This is a genomic window from Enterococcus sp. C57 (genome assembly GCF_040887305.1).
GTDB classification, from domain to species: Bacteria; Bacillota; Bacilli; order Lactobacillales; family Enterococcaceae; genus Enterococcus_B; species Enterococcus_B hirae.
Map to the genome: position 1 here is coordinate 1 of NZ_JBFOFP010000009.1, position 15,702 is coordinate 15,702.

11 protein-coding genes are annotated in these 15,702 nt (G+C 38.8%); 3 read left to right on the forward strand and 8 right to left on the reverse strand.

The window, feature by feature from the left end:
- Nucleotides 1-401: 401 nt before the first annotated feature.
- The 3 genes from AB5M32_RS10890 to AB5M32_RS10900 form a co-directional block, all read right to left on the reverse strand.
- Nucleotides 402-614: a hypothetical protein gene (locus tag AB5M32_RS10890; protein ID WP_010720912.1), complete on the reverse strand. Its 213-nt coding sequence runs from the start codon at nucleotides 612-614 to the stop codon at nucleotides 402-404.
- A 246-nt stretch (nucleotides 615-860) separates the two neighbouring features.
- Complete coding sequence (locus AB5M32_RS10895; protein WP_010720913.1) at nucleotides 861-1,202, reverse strand: YlbF family regulator; 342 nt, start codon at nucleotides 1,200-1,202, stop codon at nucleotides 861-863.
- Nucleotides 1,203-1,267: 65 nt separating this feature from the next.
- Nucleotides 1,268-3,439 carry a PBP1A family penicillin-binding protein gene (locus AB5M32_RS10900; RefSeq protein ID WP_178287175.1) on the reverse strand — a complete coding sequence of 724 codons (2,172 nt, stop codon included), beginning with the start codon at nucleotides 3,437-3,439 and terminating at the stop codon, nucleotides 1,268-1,270.
- A 207-nt stretch (nucleotides 3,440-3,646) separates the two neighbouring features.
- Between AB5M32_RS10900 and AB5M32_RS10905 the strand changes: the two genes are divergently transcribed.
- Entirely contained in the window at nucleotides 3,647-4,501 is an 855-nt protein-coding gene (locus AB5M32_RS10905; protein WP_053766248.1) for an RluA family pseudouridine synthase, read from the forward strand.
- Nucleotides 4,502-4,603: 102 nt separating this feature from the next.
- Here AB5M32_RS10905 and AB5M32_RS10910 read toward each other — a convergent pair whose 3' ends face one another.
- The 3 genes from AB5M32_RS10910 to AB5M32_RS10920 are packed head-to-tail and all read right to left on the reverse strand — an operon-like array spanning nucleotide 4,604 to nucleotide 9,461.
- On the reverse strand, nucleotides 4,604-5,464 hold the full coding sequence (locus tag AB5M32_RS10910) for an ROK family protein (protein WP_034700407.1): 861 nt from the start codon (nucleotides 5,462-5,464) through the stop codon (nucleotides 4,604-4,606).
- Nucleotides 5,465-5,467: 3 nt separating this feature from the next.
- On the reverse strand, nucleotides 5,468-8,149 hold the full coding sequence (locus AB5M32_RS10915; RefSeq protein WP_178287173.1) for an alpha-mannosidase: 2,682 nt from the start codon (nucleotides 8,147-8,149) through the stop codon (nucleotides 5,468-5,470).
- A gap of 10 nt (nucleotides 8,150-8,159) precedes the next feature.
- Entirely contained in the window at nucleotides 8,160-9,461 is a 1,302-nt protein-coding gene (locus AB5M32_RS10920; RefSeq protein ID WP_034700410.1) for a glycoside hydrolase family 125 protein, read from the reverse strand.
- A 154-nt stretch (nucleotides 9,462-9,615) separates the two neighbouring features.
- On the opposite strand from AB5M32_RS10920, the gene AB5M32_RS10925 reads away from it, so the two are divergent.
- Nucleotides 9,616-10,662 (forward strand): substrate-binding domain-containing protein, encoded by a 1,047-nt coding sequence (locus tag AB5M32_RS10925; protein ID WP_010720919.1) that lies wholly within the window; start codon nucleotides 9,616-9,618, stop codon nucleotides 10,660-10,662.
- Nucleotides 10,610-12,823, forward strand: a complete 2,214-nt coding sequence (locus tag AB5M32_RS10930) for a GH92 family glycosyl hydrolase (RefSeq protein ID WP_178287321.1) — start codon at nucleotides 10,610-10,612, stop codon at nucleotides 12,821-12,823. The genes AB5M32_RS10925 and AB5M32_RS10930 overlap by 53 nt, the downstream gene beginning before the upstream one ends.
- A 181-nt stretch (nucleotides 12,824-13,004) precedes the next feature.
- On the opposite strand, the gene AB5M32_RS10935 is transcribed toward AB5M32_RS10930, so the two are convergent.
- Nucleotides 13,005-14,216: a dicarboxylate/amino acid:cation symporter gene (locus AB5M32_RS10935; protein ID WP_178287171.1), complete on the reverse strand. Its 1,212-nt coding sequence runs from the start codon at nucleotides 14,214-14,216 to the stop codon at nucleotides 13,005-13,007.
- Between the two features lie 237 nt (nucleotides 14,217-14,453).
- Complete coding sequence (locus AB5M32_RS10940) at nucleotides 14,454-15,698, reverse strand: MFS transporter (RefSeq protein WP_063627563.1); 1,245 nt, start codon at nucleotides 15,696-15,698, stop codon at nucleotides 14,454-14,456.
- Between the last annotated feature and the right edge of the window lie 4 nt (nucleotides 15,699-15,702).

Below are 15,702 nucleotides of genomic sequence, written 5' to 3' on the forward strand. Positions count from 1 at the left end.
GACTTCGTTTTTCAGAAGTGTTTCAGCAACTCATTTATCATAACTCGTCGTTTGTTATTTGTCAACAACTTTTTTAAAGTTTTTTTCGATGAAATCAAGCTTCGTAAGCTATTGATTTTTTACGACTTAGTTATCTTATCACCTTAAAAAGTAAATGTCAATGAATTTTTCTAAATAAATTTCACGATCTTTTTCTCTTTTTCAGCAACGTCAATTACTTTACCATTAAAAAAAAGAATGGTCAAGCTAAAAATTAATTTTAGCAGCACCTTACTTTATTTCTCTCTATTGGTCTAACCTACTTTAGTTGCCTATCTTCTTATTTAGACTCATCGGTACTTCAGACGATTACTGCAATGACTAACTATTTTCATGCTCAAACATCAAATATCTCTCATATCTTACTTTCGATACCGCACACCTTTATAAATAGCTAATGGCAAGATCACAAAAAGAAACAAGAGAAGAATATCGATCAGATATTGGTCGCTAAAAACATTTGTTAATGGCTGATTTGTAGTTAAAGAATAAAATGCGGGTAGCAAAATAATCGTGAAAAGATACGAGCCACTGATTTCCCAAAAATCTTTCCAAGAAAATTTTTTGTGTTTCATCGCTCCACCTCCTTGCTTTATATGAGAGAAATTCACTACTTGAATAGACATTTCTACGCTTCTATAATAGACAAAATCAGCTATTATAGCTAGGTTAACAATAATTATTTATTAAACAATGAAAAATAAGCTAATTTTCTATGAGTTATCCCCGTCTGATTTCTTCATACTAAAAAAGCAACGCAAAACAATTTTGTTTTACGTTGCTTTTGCTTGTTCTGGCTAAATTATTTTCTACAACGTTAATTATTCGCTGTATAAATCTCTAACTGGTGTCATGATGATGCGATTCAAGTCATTGATGATCGTGCTGAATTGTTGTTCTTTTTGCATCAAATCATTGATCACTTCTTCTGATTGAATTTTCATTGCCATTTCTTGCGCTTTCATTGCATCTTCATCGCTAAATTCTTGCCCGCTCATTTGTTTTTCCTGCAATTCGATTTGCATCGCTTGGAAATCTTTGAATAGACGATGTGCTTCTTCATTTGCTTTAACTTTTGCATAGGCTTCTTCTAAAGCTTTGAATTCTTGCAATTCGCGAATCTCGCGTTCGATTTGATTTGCGCTATCATAAATATTTGACATAGTTAGCCTCTTTTCTATAGATCGTTTAGTTTTATTGTACCATTTGTTTATCGTTTTTCATAGGATTACTGTCCTTGATATTTCCGCCAGAGATCTTTCGCAGCTTCACCTAAACCTCTTACGCCTTCTTTTACCATATCACCGATATTTTTCAGCCCATCTTTAGCTTGTTCCCCGTATTTATTCAGATTTTCTTTCCATTGTTCTGAGTTCTCATTGGTTTGCGTATTATTATTGACTTGATCAGCAGGGACTACTTTTCCGCCAGTCGCATATGCATCTGCTACAGGGAAAGGCTCTTGCTCAGTATAAGGAAGAATGCCTTCTGCGGCCGATTTGAAGACTTTACCAACCACATTCCCACTTGTTCCTGCTAAATAATGCAATTCACTAGATTCTTCATATCCCATCCAAGTTGAAATCACGACATTAGGCGTATAGCCAACAATCCATTGGTCGTTAGCTTTGGTAGGATCAAAATTGGTTTCAGTCGTTCCTGTTTTCCCTGCGACTGTGTAACCAGCCGGTTTAGCTGCAACGGCTGTCCCATTAGAAAAAGTCCCAAGCAGCATTGAAGTCATTTGATTAGCCGTTTCTTCTGAAATGACTTGTTTAGGTTTTTCATTGGTCTTGTCAACAATTACTGCACCCGTTGAATCCACGATTTTAGTAATCAGATGTGGTTTGTACATTTTACCAGCGTTAGCAAATGCACTGTAAGCTCCAGCCATCGTTAACGGCGAAACTCCCTTAGCTAAACCACCTAATGCTAAACCATAATACTTATCTGATTTCGATAGAGGCAATCCAAATTCTTCTGCTTTATCATAACCTTTTTGAAGACCGATTTCATGAAGCAACCATACAGCAGGAAGATTCAAACTTTCAGCAACCGCCTGATACATCGGTACTTCACCACGGTACGTTCCGTCGTAATTATGAGCTTTATAATAAGATAATGGTTCATCTTTCAAAATACTTGCTGGGGTGTATCCCGCTTCTAACGCTGGTGCATACACACTCAAAGGTTTGATCGTTGAGCCAGGAGAACGTTTCATTTGTGTTGCAAAACTAAATCCTCGGAAAACATGTTCCCCACGTCGCCCTACCAGCGCCTCAACACCACCAGTTTTAGGATCTAATGCGACTGATGCGGATTGAACCATTGCCCCATCCGAAGCATTTGCCGGAAATAGTGCATTGTTTTGATACGTTGTTTCTAATTGTTTTTGATAATTTTGATCAAGTGATGTATAGATTTTGTATCCTTTGTTCATCACATCTTCTTCATCCAAACCATAATCATTGACTGCTTCATCAATCACGGCATCAAAGTAATAAGGATAGCGATAGCCTGATTCCGAATTATCATACGTATCTTTCACGTATTGTTTGATATCCACTTTGCTTTCCGTTTGGTATTGTTGTTTCGTGATCTTGCCGTTTTCTTCCATGACACTCAATACGGTATTTTTTCGATTGTTTGCATTTTCTGGGTGATCGATCGGATTATAGATACCCGGACCTTTAAGCATCCCAGCTAACGTTGCCGCTTCTGCTAAATTAACCTGATTAGCATCTACCCCAAAGTATTTCCTTGAAGCATCTTGTACGCCCCATACCCCATTTCCAAAATAAGCATTGTTGAGATACATGGTCAAAATCTCTTCTTTGCTGTATTTCTTTTCAATTTCAATGGCTAAAAATAATTCTTTTGCTTTACGGTCAAAAGTTTGATCAAGTGTCAAATAAGCATTTTTAGCTAATTGTTGGGTAATTGTACTCCCACCTCCACCAGAAGTGCCACCTGAAAGGACCATCCGAACTGCTGCCCGAGCGATCCCTTTGATATCAAATCCATGATGCTGATAAAAATTGCGATCTTCGGTTGAGATAACCGCATTTTGGATATCTGGAGAGATTGCATTCAATTCCACATAAGTCCCTTTTTGAGCATAAAGGGTGCCTGCTTCTTCATTCTTTTTATCATAGATAACGGTAGACTGACTTAGCCCCGATTTTAATGTGGAGACATTTGCCTGTTTTGCTAAAATAAAAAGATAGATACTGACGATCAATACACAGATCAAGCCAATCAATAGGATCAGTTTATTGATATGATACTTTTTCCATATACGTTTTCGCCATCGATGGAATCGCCCTAAATAAGGTTTAATCCAATGCCAAAAACTGATCAAAGCAGCTTTTATTTTACTTAAAATGCTTTGAAAATCCATTTATTCTTCTCCTGTCTATTTGATTGAATCGCCTTATTCTACCACAGGTACGTTCTTCATTCTTCCTGCTTGAGATGTAGGCAAACTGTTTTTTTAAGTTTTGACGATAGTTTAGCATAAGAAGTATCAGAAATTAGTCACTTTTTTCTTAAATAAGTTTTAAAAATGGTACAATAGAGCTGCATTTTTGCTAAAAGGAGTATTTTTATGGAAATCACGATCACGTTACCTGACACTCAGCCTACAACCACCATTCGAGAATTATTAGAACAAGAATGGCTCGTTCCAAGAAAAGTCCGCCACTTTTTACGTATAAGAAAAAATGTGTGGATCAATCAAGAACCTGCCTTATTTCATTTTGAAGTCCACGCTGGTGACCATATTACGTTACGTTTTGAAGAAACTGATTATCAATACCAAGAAGTCCAATTGGGTAAAGCTTCCTTCGTCCAACCATTATATGAAGACGATCATTTACTCATTGTCAATAAACCCGCCGGCATGAAAACTCATCCGAATGAACCAACCGAAAATGATACTTTATTGAATCACTTAGCTGCGTATTTAAAGAAAAAAGAGCAACGCCCTTATGTCGTGCATCGATTGGACAAAGAAACAAGTGGTGCAATTTTATTTGCTAAAAATCCCTTTGTTTTACCTATCCTAGGCAGAATGTTGGAACAAAAGAAGATTTATCGACGATACCAAGCACTTGTCTGGGGAACAATCAAAGAGGATTTGATTTTGAAAGACAAAATCGGTCGTGATCGTCACGATCGCAGAAAACGGGTGGTAGATCCTCATAAAGGTCAAACGGCTCTCACACATGTTTCCGTTGATCAAGTAGTAAATGGTCAGACTCAGGTTTACTGTGTCTTGGAAACCGGACGTACCCATCAAATCAGGGTCCATCTCTCTCACATTGGTCATCCCATTGTCGGTGATCCACTTTACCAAACACGGCCTGCGAACCGTCTCATGCTCCATGCGTTAGAATTACACATGTCTCATCCTTTCACGCAAGAAACCATTGTCGCAAAAGCCCTCCCTGGTTTATGGTAAAGACACTATTGTAAGGAGCGATCCACTACTGATCACAATCAAAAAACGGCTAGGGATACACCTCTAGCCGTTTTTTATTACTATATATAGAATATATACACCTTATTGTTTACCATGTTCTTTTTCTGCTAAAAGCAAACTGCCAATAATTCCACTCTCATTCGGCAGCCCCCAGCGTACAATGTACTCATCTACTTGTGGCGTTTCCATGTACCCACCCATTAACTCAACGAATTGTTGTCGAATTTTATGCAACAAGTGGTCTTGATTCATCACTCCGCCACCTAAAATGATTTTTTCAGGAGCTAACGTCAACGTATAATTGATCAATGCTTGAGCAATATAATAGGCTTGGATGTCCCATATTGGATGATCTTGAGGAAGTTCTTGGCCTTTGATTCCAGTTCGTGCCTCAATTGAAGGTCCAGCCGCTAACCCCTCCAAACAATCTTTGTGGTAAGGACATGTTCCTTCATAGGTATCCTCTGGATGACGTTTTACCCATATATGCCCCATTTCTGGGTGGGCAAGTCCAGAAAAAATATCTCCTTCAAGGACCACACCGGCACCGATCCCTGTACCGACAGTCAAATAAATACAACTCTTTTTCCCTTGTGCGGCTCCTTTTAGCAATTCGCCGTAAGCTGCTGCATTCACATCTGTCGTCCAAGCCATCGGAATCCCGTAACGTTCTTGGATGCTGCCTAAAAAATTGTAGTTTCCCCATCCAGGTTTAGGTGTTGCCAAAACATACCCATAATTATCGGCATTTTTATCAATACCGATCGGACCAAACGAACCGATCCCTAACGCCTCTAGTTCATATTGATCAAAAAAATCAAATACTTGCTTTAGTGTTTCTTCAGGTGTAGTTGTAGGAATACTTACTCTTTCTACGATAACGCCTTCATTTGAAACGGCACAGATGAATTTTGTTCCCCCTGCTTCTATTCCACCATACATTGCTTATTCCTCCTCGAATCCGATTGTCCGAATTTCATAAGGTCTAACGGTCGGAGCAATCGTTTGCTCAACTGTTTCTTCTAGCAGATTCAATAATTCCCCTTGTTTCCCATTTTTAGTGATTTGTAATGGTGAATCAAGACCGGACAGATTAAACCCACGCACCACTACTTTATCACTAAATTTACTTCGTTTCAAAGCAGTAATTGCAAACGTTTCCCCTTCGCAAGTTAAATAGCTGTTTTCAGCTGGCAAGGTTCCTGTTTGAATCGCCATTTGCGTGGTAGAAAAAGGAATCTGTGCGCTATAAGCATGATGGTAACTAGCAAATTTTTCTTCTGGCTGATGCACTTCGATACTGTAGTTAAAGCAATGTACCCCATGACATTGGGCTTCTGGTGTTGGAAAATATCCCCAATCTCCTAATTCCCCTACACAACGTAGTAAAGTCACCGCAATCACACTGTCATCGATTACTTCATATTCATTTAATCCATAATTGCCAACTGTTACTCCATAATCGTTTCCTTCTAAATGAACGAACGCCTGTTGATGCTGTGGATTTGTTGGATTTTCCCAACTACTTGATACATCATTGGGACGGGTAACCACTTCAAAAATACTATCAGCTTGATGTTGTTTCACATGTAACTTTGTTGGGAACAACACACGTAAGCGATGATCATCCATTTGATTATTCACTTTTGTTTCAAAGTCGATTTTTTTGCTGTCTTTTCTTAAAGTGATAACAGTTGTTACTTCTAACATACGCTTTTCTTTTGAACGACCTGCTTTACGGTGACGAAACTCAATGACCATCTGTTGTTCTTTTGCTAAACGTTCATCAGCAGCTACTGGAATCAATAATTCCTGGGTAACTTTTACTTGTGCTAATTCACTCGTATCAGTTACGACTTCTACGGTACTTTGATCATTTTCCTTTGATAAAATAGGTTGGTCATTTTCAGGCTGTTTGAAGATATATTCATTTCCAATATCCCCAACATCTTCGAATGTCAATAATTCATCTAGTTGTTTGCCCGTCGTTTTGTCTTTCAACGTCAAGGTGCCATTCGGTTGGATCTCTAGCCGAACTTGTTGATTTTCTAATACTCGTCCATCTTTTTGGATCATCGTCTCTTTTTCTTCTTTAGCTTTTCCTTCTATTAATACGTACGTGTTCCAAGAAAAAGCTGGCATTTCGCTCACTGGTAAAGTGACCGTGATTTTTCTCGCCATGTAAGGAATCCTAAACCGATCTTTGGGCAGATCATAATCAAACGTCACAAATGTTTCTGATAGTGATGCAGGGACTTCTTCACCATTGGATGTTTCTACATGATAGCTTTTTGGTGGTTGCTTTTCTAATTCTTCATATAATTTCTCAGGTATTCCTTCTGCAAAACATTTTCTTTCTAACTCAATCGTTATTTCTGCTTCACCAGTCTTTGCTGATCCAGCCGTGTTCATAACTAAGAAAGGATAGCTTTTTGCTGGTAAGTTGCTAGTGTCGATCACTTGAGCAAGTTGCCTGATCGCTTCTTCTGCTAAATACTTCCCTACTTCATCTGCTTTTTCAAACCGTGTCATCATTTCTCGATGGACAGAATCAACCGAACACCCGCAAATACTGTCATGTGGATGATTTTGCATCAACGTTTTCCACGCATAATCTAATTGATCATGGGGATATTTACCTGTGACTTCATAAGCCATCGTTGCTAATGGCTCAGCAATATTTTCAATTTGTCTTTGAACTTTGGTATTCCATTGTTTTAAATAGACACGTGCTGAAGCAGTATTCGCTAACGTATACCAGCCATCTGTTTCCTGACTGGTCAACTCTCCCTCAACGGAACCAAGTTCTTCTGGCAAGTCCTTTTGCACCGTTGCAAGATAATCGACAAAATTGGAATGGATAAATTCATACTCTGGATATAATTCATTCGCTAATTTGATTGCTGCTGTTACATCCTTTTGAACCGGTTGATGATCCACTCCATTCATCATCAACAGATGATTGGTTGATGCGTATTGCTCTGCATCTGCCAGCTTTTGGTCCCAGAAGGCTCTTGCTTTCTCTTTTTCAGCCGGGATCTCATTTCCATTACTGTACCAATTGGCAAACAGTAACCCAAAGATTTCTGTGCTATCTGGTCCTTTCCACCACATTTCAGAATATTGAGAAGAATAATTTTCTGCTTCCAAGACTTGATTATCAAAGCCAATTGGTTTTACGCCTCGTCCAAAAGCAGCAGCTGAAAGTCCTGCTTGTTTCATCATTTGTGGTGTTTGCCCCATATTTCCAAAAGTATCCGGGAAATAACCGAGCATCACAGGCGTTCCCCACTTCTTACTTTCTTCCATTCCAATCAACATATTACGGACATTCGCTTCTGAACTGATCAAGAAATCATCTTGTAAAATATAAAAAGGACCGATCCTTAATTTACCCGCATCAATTGCTCGTTGCACCGCTTCTTTCTTTTCTGGACGTACTTGTAAATAATCATCTAAAATAATCGTTTGTCCATCTAAATGGAAACTATTGAAATCTGGATCGGTTTCAAATAATTCCAAAAGATCATCCATCAATTCGACTAAACGCATATGATGCTGTTCATAAGCCATGTACCATTCACGATCCCAATGACTGTGTGAAATGATATATACTTTCTTTTTCATTTTATTCCTCCTATTTCGCTACTCGAATATCAAAGTAATCCATCACTAATTCACAAAACATCATGTTCGCCCAAGAGAACCATTCTCTGGTGTAGTTGTTTGGATCATCGACATCAAACCCCTCGTGCATCAAATGTGTACCAGCATCTGTCGCAACTAATAAGTCTAAAATCCGCTTTTTCTCTTCTTTATCTTCAGTGGTCATCCCTTCCATCGCTAATGCAATCGGCCAGATGTAATTTTCTGGAGTGTGAGATGATCCGATCCCTTTTGCATATTTCCCTTCATAGAAGTAAGGGTTCTCTTTACTTAGTAACGTTTTTCTCGTTGCCAAATATTGTTCATCTGTGGTAGAACAGTAACCTAAATACGGAGCAGCAATCAAATTAGGTACATTACTGTCATCCATAATAGAAGCGTTTCCTAATCCATCAACTTCATAAGCATAGATGGTTTCTCCTTGTTGGTTTTTAGTCAACGCATAGTCTTCGATTCCTTTTTGGATATCTTCTTTTAAACGTTTGGCTTCTTCAAGGATTGCTTTACTACTTGTTTCTTCCGTGAGAATGTTCGTAAAGATTTCTTCAATATAACCCAGCACTACTACAGCAAACATATTTGAAGGAACGAGGTAGCCATATTGACACGCATCATCGCTTGGACGAAAACCAGACCAAGTCATTCCAGTTGGTGCAACTGCGCTTCCACGCCCATCGTTGACTAAGGTATCTTCTTTCCTCGTCGTATCTCTTTCGAAAGTATAAGGAGATTGATTGTGATCTTGTTCGGTTTTGAAGACATGTAAGGCTTTTTTGATTCCTTCAACAAACGAATCATTCAATTGGTCCGTTCGACCAGTGTTCTTATATAATAAGTAAGCTAATTGGATAGGATAACATAAGGAATCGATTTCATATTTACGCTCCCAGATCCAATCATTCATTTCAGTATGGTCACTTTGATGCCCCGCTCCATTTGCTTCTTCATTGAATGCGTTTGCGTATGGATCGATGTTGATATATTCAAATTGTTTTTTGACAAGCCCACTAATCATCGAAGCTAAGTCTTCATCTTCTTTTGCAATGACTAAATATGGACGGACTTGAGCGGTGGAGTCACGCAACCACATCGCTGGAATATCACCAGTTAATAAAAAAGTCGTCCCGTCTTCATGTCTTTTGACTGTCGTTAACAATGTATTGGCAAAGGCAGCAGAGAAATTCGTTGCCCAATCTGCATGCTCTTCCCCACATTTTGCAGTAATTTCATCCATAAACTGTTGAACTGACTTTGGTATATCTTTATATGCCATTTATTTTCCTCTTTTCTTTATTGATATATCATAAGAGGATTATACCTCGTCGTTTTACAATTGTCTACGCTTTCAAAATGAGATTTTTCTTATTTACTTTTAGTGGTTTTATGCTATGATCTTTATATGATATATCTTATAAGAAGGTGCTTTTATGAATCAACCACTATACCAACAAATCTTTCATGACTTACAACAAGCAATTGCTGATGGATCGTTACCTGTTGACAGCCAGGTACCTACCGAAAAGGAATTGTCCACCAAGTATCAAGTGAGTCGAATCACTTCTAAACGTGCATTAACTGAATTAGAACAATTAGGTCTGATTTATCGTGTCAGAGGAAAAGGCAGTTTTGTCAAAGCAACGACTAGTGATCTTAATAGAAACGATGTGATTAAAAATAGTCGCATCCTGTTCCTACTTCCCTTTTTATCTGACCTTTCTGTCGGAGATTTTACAAAAGGACTAAATCCAGTGATGCAAGAAAATCAGTTAGAGGTCATGATGACGACTGTTGATTTTCTGGCAAACAAAACGGCGAAGGAAATCATGCAAGAATTTGACGGAATGATTTATTATGCGTTTGCGACCGATCAACATCTGGATCTGCTCTTTGAATTATCATTGAAACAATTCCCAGTTGTTGTTTTAGATAAAAAAATCTATGAACTTCCTTTTCCAACTGTCCTTTCAGATAATTTCCAAGGTGGTTCTTTGGCTACGGCTCATTTGATTTCAAAAGGGCATAAAAAGATTGCCTATCTTTTTGGTGAACAGGCGCATCCACAATCTGTCCGACAACGATACTTGGGTTACCTGGAAGCTTTGGACAAAGCCAATTTGCCGTTTCATACAACTTTAGATGCAAAAGGCACTACGATTGAAACGTTACTGACCTACATCAATGAACATCAGGTCACTGCGTTTGTCTGCGAAAACGATCTGGTAGCTATTCAAACGATGAATCATTTAAAACAACAAGGCTATCGTATCCCAGATGATTTTTCGATCGTTGGATTCGATGATATCCAAGCAGCCGCTTTAGTTGATCCACCATTAACAACGATTGCTCAAGATTTCCACCAACTAGGAGAACTTGCAGGAAATGCTTTGATCACTTGGCTCAAAACAAATAACATTCCCGAAGATACGAGCCAACCAGTCTCATTTATCAAACGACACTCAACAAAGGAGATTTAACATGAACATTCAACATATTGATACTCGTCACGGTACAGCCAATCAAGCGAACTTCTCAAATGGGAACTGCCAGCCTTATACTGGTGTTCCTTTTGGGATGAATTACTTTGCCCCACAGACAACTGATCAAAAAGGTAGCTGGTGGTTCCATCCTGACGATCACACCTTCCAAGGCTACCGTTTGACTCATCAGCCAAGTCCATGGATGGGTGACTTCAGCTATTTTGTCTTCACTCCGATCAATGGGTTATTACCTGAAAATACCCTGTTCCATGCACAAAGTTCGTATCGTCCAGAAGAAAGCACATTCTGTCCGACTCATTTAACGATCAACCAATTACGTGATGGTATTCGCTCCACGCTGATCCCTAGCATGTACGGTGGTATCCTAACCATTGATTACCACAAAAATGAGAGCGGTTTACTTTTGTCGTTTCCTGGTAAACATCAATTAGTTCTAAAAGATCCCTATACGATTGAAGGACAAGTCACTCATTTTGCAGGCGCCGAAGATCCTGATTTTACGTTCTATTTTGTCTTACATTTTGAACAGCCAATCCAATCAAAGGAATTGTCACAGTTAGCAGCCGATGACGCTGGGTCGATTCCGATTTATTTTGGCGACGTAAAAAAACAAGTCATTCGTTTCGGTACTTCCTTCATCAGTTCTGAACAAGCTTCATTTAATCTAGAACAAGAGTTACATCAAACACCTGATGACTATTTGCTGAATAGTTCACAACAATGGCAAAACTATTTTGACCGAATCAAAGTCGAGCATCATGATCCGCAACAGTTACGGACGTTTTACCACAATCTCTACCGTGTATTTTTATTCCCACAAACGTTCTATGAAATCGACTCGACCGGACAAAAAATCCATTATGATACCACTAGTCGAAGTGTAAAACCAGGTGTACTTTATACCAATAATGGTTTTTGGGATACTTATAAAACAGTGTATCCACTTTACTCTTTGATTGCTGTCGAAAAATATGAAGAGATGCTTGAAGGCTTTTTGAACAGCTATCGTGAAACTGGCTTTTTACCAAAATGGCTTTCGCCAGATGAGCGTGGACTCATGCCAGGAACATTGATTGATGCAGTGATCGCTGATGCCTCGGTTAAGGGAATCCGTAAAGATTTAATGGCTGAATTTCTCGAAGCAATGAAAAAAGGTGCTACGATCCAAAGTGAAAAACAAAATTACGGACGTCAAGGAACGACTGATTATCTAAAATATGGTTATGTACCAAATACTTACCACGAATCAATCAACCACACCCTTGATTACGCTTATAGTGACTTTTGTATCAGCCAAGTAGCCACCGGTTTGAATGAAGCAGCAACCGCACAACACTATCAAAAGCAATCTTTCAATTATCAAAATGTCTTTGATCCGGAAACCGGCTTCATGCGTTCCAAAGATCCCGAAGGAAGATTCCGTACTCCGTTTTCTTCCACACGTTGGGGTCAGGATTATGCAGAAGGTAGCGCTTGGCAAAGTAGTTTTGCTGTTTACCATGATTTTGCTGGTTTGATCAATGCTCACGGTGGACCAGATCAATTTGAAGAAAAACTGATTGAATTATGTAACCAAGCACCGACTTTTGAAGTTGGCGGTTATGGTTTTGAGATCCATGAAATGAGTGAAATGACAGCGATCGAGTTTGGACAAGTTGCCATCTCCAATCAACCAAGCTTCCACTATCCTTATTTATTCAGTTATATTGGGAAACCCGAAATGGCTCAACCATTGATCAAACAATTGCTGACACAAACATTCGATGATACCCCGACCGGTTATCCAGGAGATGAAGACAATGGGAGCATGGCAGGTTGGTATATCTTTAATAGTTTAGGCTTTTATCCTGTCACGCCAGGAACAGGTGAATATGTCATCGGGATGCCTTTAGTCGACAAAGCTGTGCTTACGTTGTCTAATGGTGAACATTTAACAATCGAAACAAGCCCTAATCACCCACAACAACAATTTATCCATGAGATCACAAGAAATGAAACTAGCTATCGCAAACTCTTCTTTACACATGAAGACTTGCTGACTGGTGGCACGATTGCTTATCAGTTGGGGATCGTTCCTACTAGTAAGAAACGTTCAAAATCAGATCTACCTTACTCCTTATCGGAGGCGAATGTATAACTCTAATTTTTTCTGAAAACGAAGAATCAGTAGTCTAGTTTTCATTGGTGGGAATAAGCAGAAAAAGTGAGGTTTCAATCCTTTGTTGGATGTTAGGCAAGTATGTCCTACCTCCTACTGACAATAAAAAAACATCCTTTGAGAATAAGCATCTCTCAAAGGATGTTTTTTGTGATCGTTCTTACCCTTCATTAAAAATCTCATGACTGATTTCATTGACAGATTTAGCAACCAAGATTGCTGAATAGACATCTGAATGAACATTTAAGATCGTACGCAACATACCAACCAGCCATTCAACTCCTCCAAAAATTGCAATGCTTTCAATGGGTAAACCCATTTGTGGAACGATGATTGCTAATGATACAAGTCCAGCACCCGGTACCACAGCATTTGCCAACGAAACAAAGGTAGCGACAACTGCTAAATAAATCATCTTCGTTAAATCAAAATCTACTTGGTACATTTGAGCGATCGTCATTACTGTCACAGTCATGTGTAGTGCTGAACCATTACTATTTAATGACATCCCTAAAGGTAACACCAGATGAGTGATTCGTTTGCTTAATCCAAGTTTATATTGTGCTTCTTCTAGTTCCACAGGCAAAGTGATCGCTGAAGAAGTGGTTGCTAAAGCCACTAGCGACATGTTTTTCATGTTACGAATGACTCGTAACGGGTTTAAATGGCAAAAAAGAGTAATGATCAACAGCCAAAAACCTAAAAACAAGATCGTGCCTACACTATAAACCAGTAAATACTTCAACAACGGTACAATCACTTGGATCCCTAGTTGACTAATACTTGACGTGACCAGTGCAAAAATCCCGATTGGAGCCAAGCGCATCACATAATTGATTACTGTAATAATTACTTCGTTAAAATCAATCACCAGTTGGAAAAGCTGTGATTCAGGGTGCTTTTGTAAATAATGATTTAACGCTAAGCCAAAAAATAGCGCAAAAACAATGAGCTGGATAATTGTTCCTTGTGCGAGTGACTCAAAAATATTTTTAGGTACAAAATTGATGAGCGTTTCTTGAAGCGAAATCTCTTGGACTTGAATTGTTTCGTGTGATTCTCTTAAGCTGATACCTTGTCCCGGATGAAAGAAAACAGCAATTACTATCCCCCAAGCAGCTGCTAAAAAGGAAGAAACTGCAAATGCAGCCATGGTCCTTGCTCCAATGCTTGTTAATTCTTTGAGCTGAATACCTCCGAGTGCTTGAATGATCTGTCCTAAAATCAATAAGGGGATTGCCATCTGCATCAGTCTTAAAAAGATTTCACCGATTGGTTTCAATACAACGTTACTTTCAGGAAAAATAATCCCCACAATGATCCCAATGAATAAAGCTAGACTAATTTGCGTGATCATGGATAATTTTTTCATCGTCTTCTACCTCATTTGTCGAATCACTGGCATTAAAGAACTCTCCTAGTAGCTCATTTCTCATTTACCTACTATCTATATCGTGTAATGAACTACAAATTCTCCTATTTATCTAAGAACAACCGATTCTTGATGTGACTTATCCTAAGAGTTACTTTAGAGCTACTGTCCCCTCTGCGTTGAAAACACAAATGAGTATTTTTCAACCACGACAGACTTAGCTCAACTTCTCCCTTTTTATGATTCACTAGGTAACGTTTCTTCTTTTGCTAAAAATGCAAAGAGAAACAAACCAATGGCTAACAATACACAGGATAAGTAAAAACCAACTTGCATTGATCCTGAAGTATCTGCTAGATACCCCGTTACATAAGGTGCTAGAATCGAGCCAGACATCCCGATGAAGTTGTATGCACTAAGGGACGTTCCTAATGCCGATTTAGGTGCATGCTTCGTTACGAAAGTTACCATAATAGGATCTAAGGCTAATTTGCCAGTCAATCCATACAAGATCAAGACCGAGATCAACAACGTTCGATTGGTGACAAAAGCAATCGCGAAGACTGAAAGAATTGCCAAAGGAACTAAAAGAAAAACTAATTTTTTTGTAGCACCGGTTTTATCATTGATCCGTGCAAAAAGGAGCGCTCCAGGAATCGATGCCCAAGGTACCAAAGAAGAAATAAAACCAACACTTGCTCCAGTAAAACCACGCTCAGCGATCAAAAACTGTGGTAACCAAGTAAGAATCACAAAATTGGCATAAATACTGGTAAAACAGAGAATGAACGCAGCCACTAAATTACGATTGCTAAAAATTTGTTTTAATGAAATTTTCTCTTTAGGACCTGTTTCTTCTTCTGGTTCTTCTCCTGGACGAATCACTTTTTCTTTTAAGACTGTATAGAACAAAAGCCCCACAATCAACGTGGGTAATGCCATAATAAAGAACGGTTTACTCCAAGATTCACCATTTTCTAATACTAATTTACTGGATAGCAGATAACCCCCAGAAGTACCAAAAGCCATGCCGCTATTAATAATGGCATTTCCAATCGTTCGTTTACTTTTGGGGATTGCTTCAGTTGATAACGCAAATTGTGGTCCATAGTAAGCCCCTTGTCCAATTCCTGCAATCGCTCGAATAGTTAAAAACAATACGAAAGTAGTCGCTAAACCACTAAAATAAGTAGCTACAGCTAACAAAAGAAACCCAACCGTAATAATCATTTTTCGACCGATCTTGTCCCCGATTATCCCAAAAGGAATCTGTGCGATCGCATAAGTTAAGAAAAAAATACTATTTGCTAAACCTAGTTGAGTATTACTCAGGCCAAACTGCTCACCAACCACTCCCATGATCGGATTGAAAATGGTTCGTGTTGCATACATGAGAATCCAACCGATGAAAAAAATAGCGACTACTTTGATCCAGTAGCTATTTCCTACCCTGACTGCTTGCTGTTGTTTGCTATTCTCCATGTCT

Coding starts and splice junctions, on each gene's coding strand:
- AB5M32_RS10920 (WP_034700410.1), bottom strand. CDS start 9,461: ATGGCATATAAAGATATACCAAAGTCAGTTCAACAGTTTATGGATGAA.
- AB5M32_RS10895 (WP_010720913.1), bottom strand. CDS start 1,202: ATGTCAAATATTTATGATAGCGCAAATCAAATCGAACGCGAGATTCGC.
- AB5M32_RS10910 (WP_034700407.1), bottom strand. CDS start 5,464: ATGTATGGTGGAATAGAAGCAGGGGGAACAAAATTCATCTGTGCCGTT.
- AB5M32_RS10915 (WP_178287173.1), bottom strand. CDS start 8,149: ATGAAAAAGAAAGTATATATCATTTCACACAGTCATTGGGATCGTGAA.
- AB5M32_RS10900 (WP_178287175.1), bottom strand. CDS start 3,439: ATGGATTTTCAAAGCATTTTAAGTAAAATAAAAGCTGCTTTGATCAGT.
- AB5M32_RS10925 (WP_010720919.1), top strand. CDS start 9,616: ATGAATCAACCACTATACCAACAAATCTTTCATGACTTACAACAAGCA.
- AB5M32_RS10905 (WP_053766248.1), top strand. CDS start 3,647: ATGGAAATCACGATCACGTTACCTGACACTCAGCCTACAACCACCATT.
- AB5M32_RS10935 (WP_178287171.1), bottom strand. CDS start 14,216: ATGAAAAAATTATCCATGATCACGCAAATTAGTCTAGCTTTATTCATT.
- AB5M32_RS10940 (WP_063627563.1), bottom strand. CDS start 15,698: ATGGAGAATAGCAAACAACAGCAAGCAGTCAGGGTAGGAAATAGCTAC.
- AB5M32_RS10890 (WP_010720912.1), bottom strand. CDS start 614: ATGAAACACAAAAAATTTTCTTGGAAAGATTTTTGGGAAATCAGTGGC.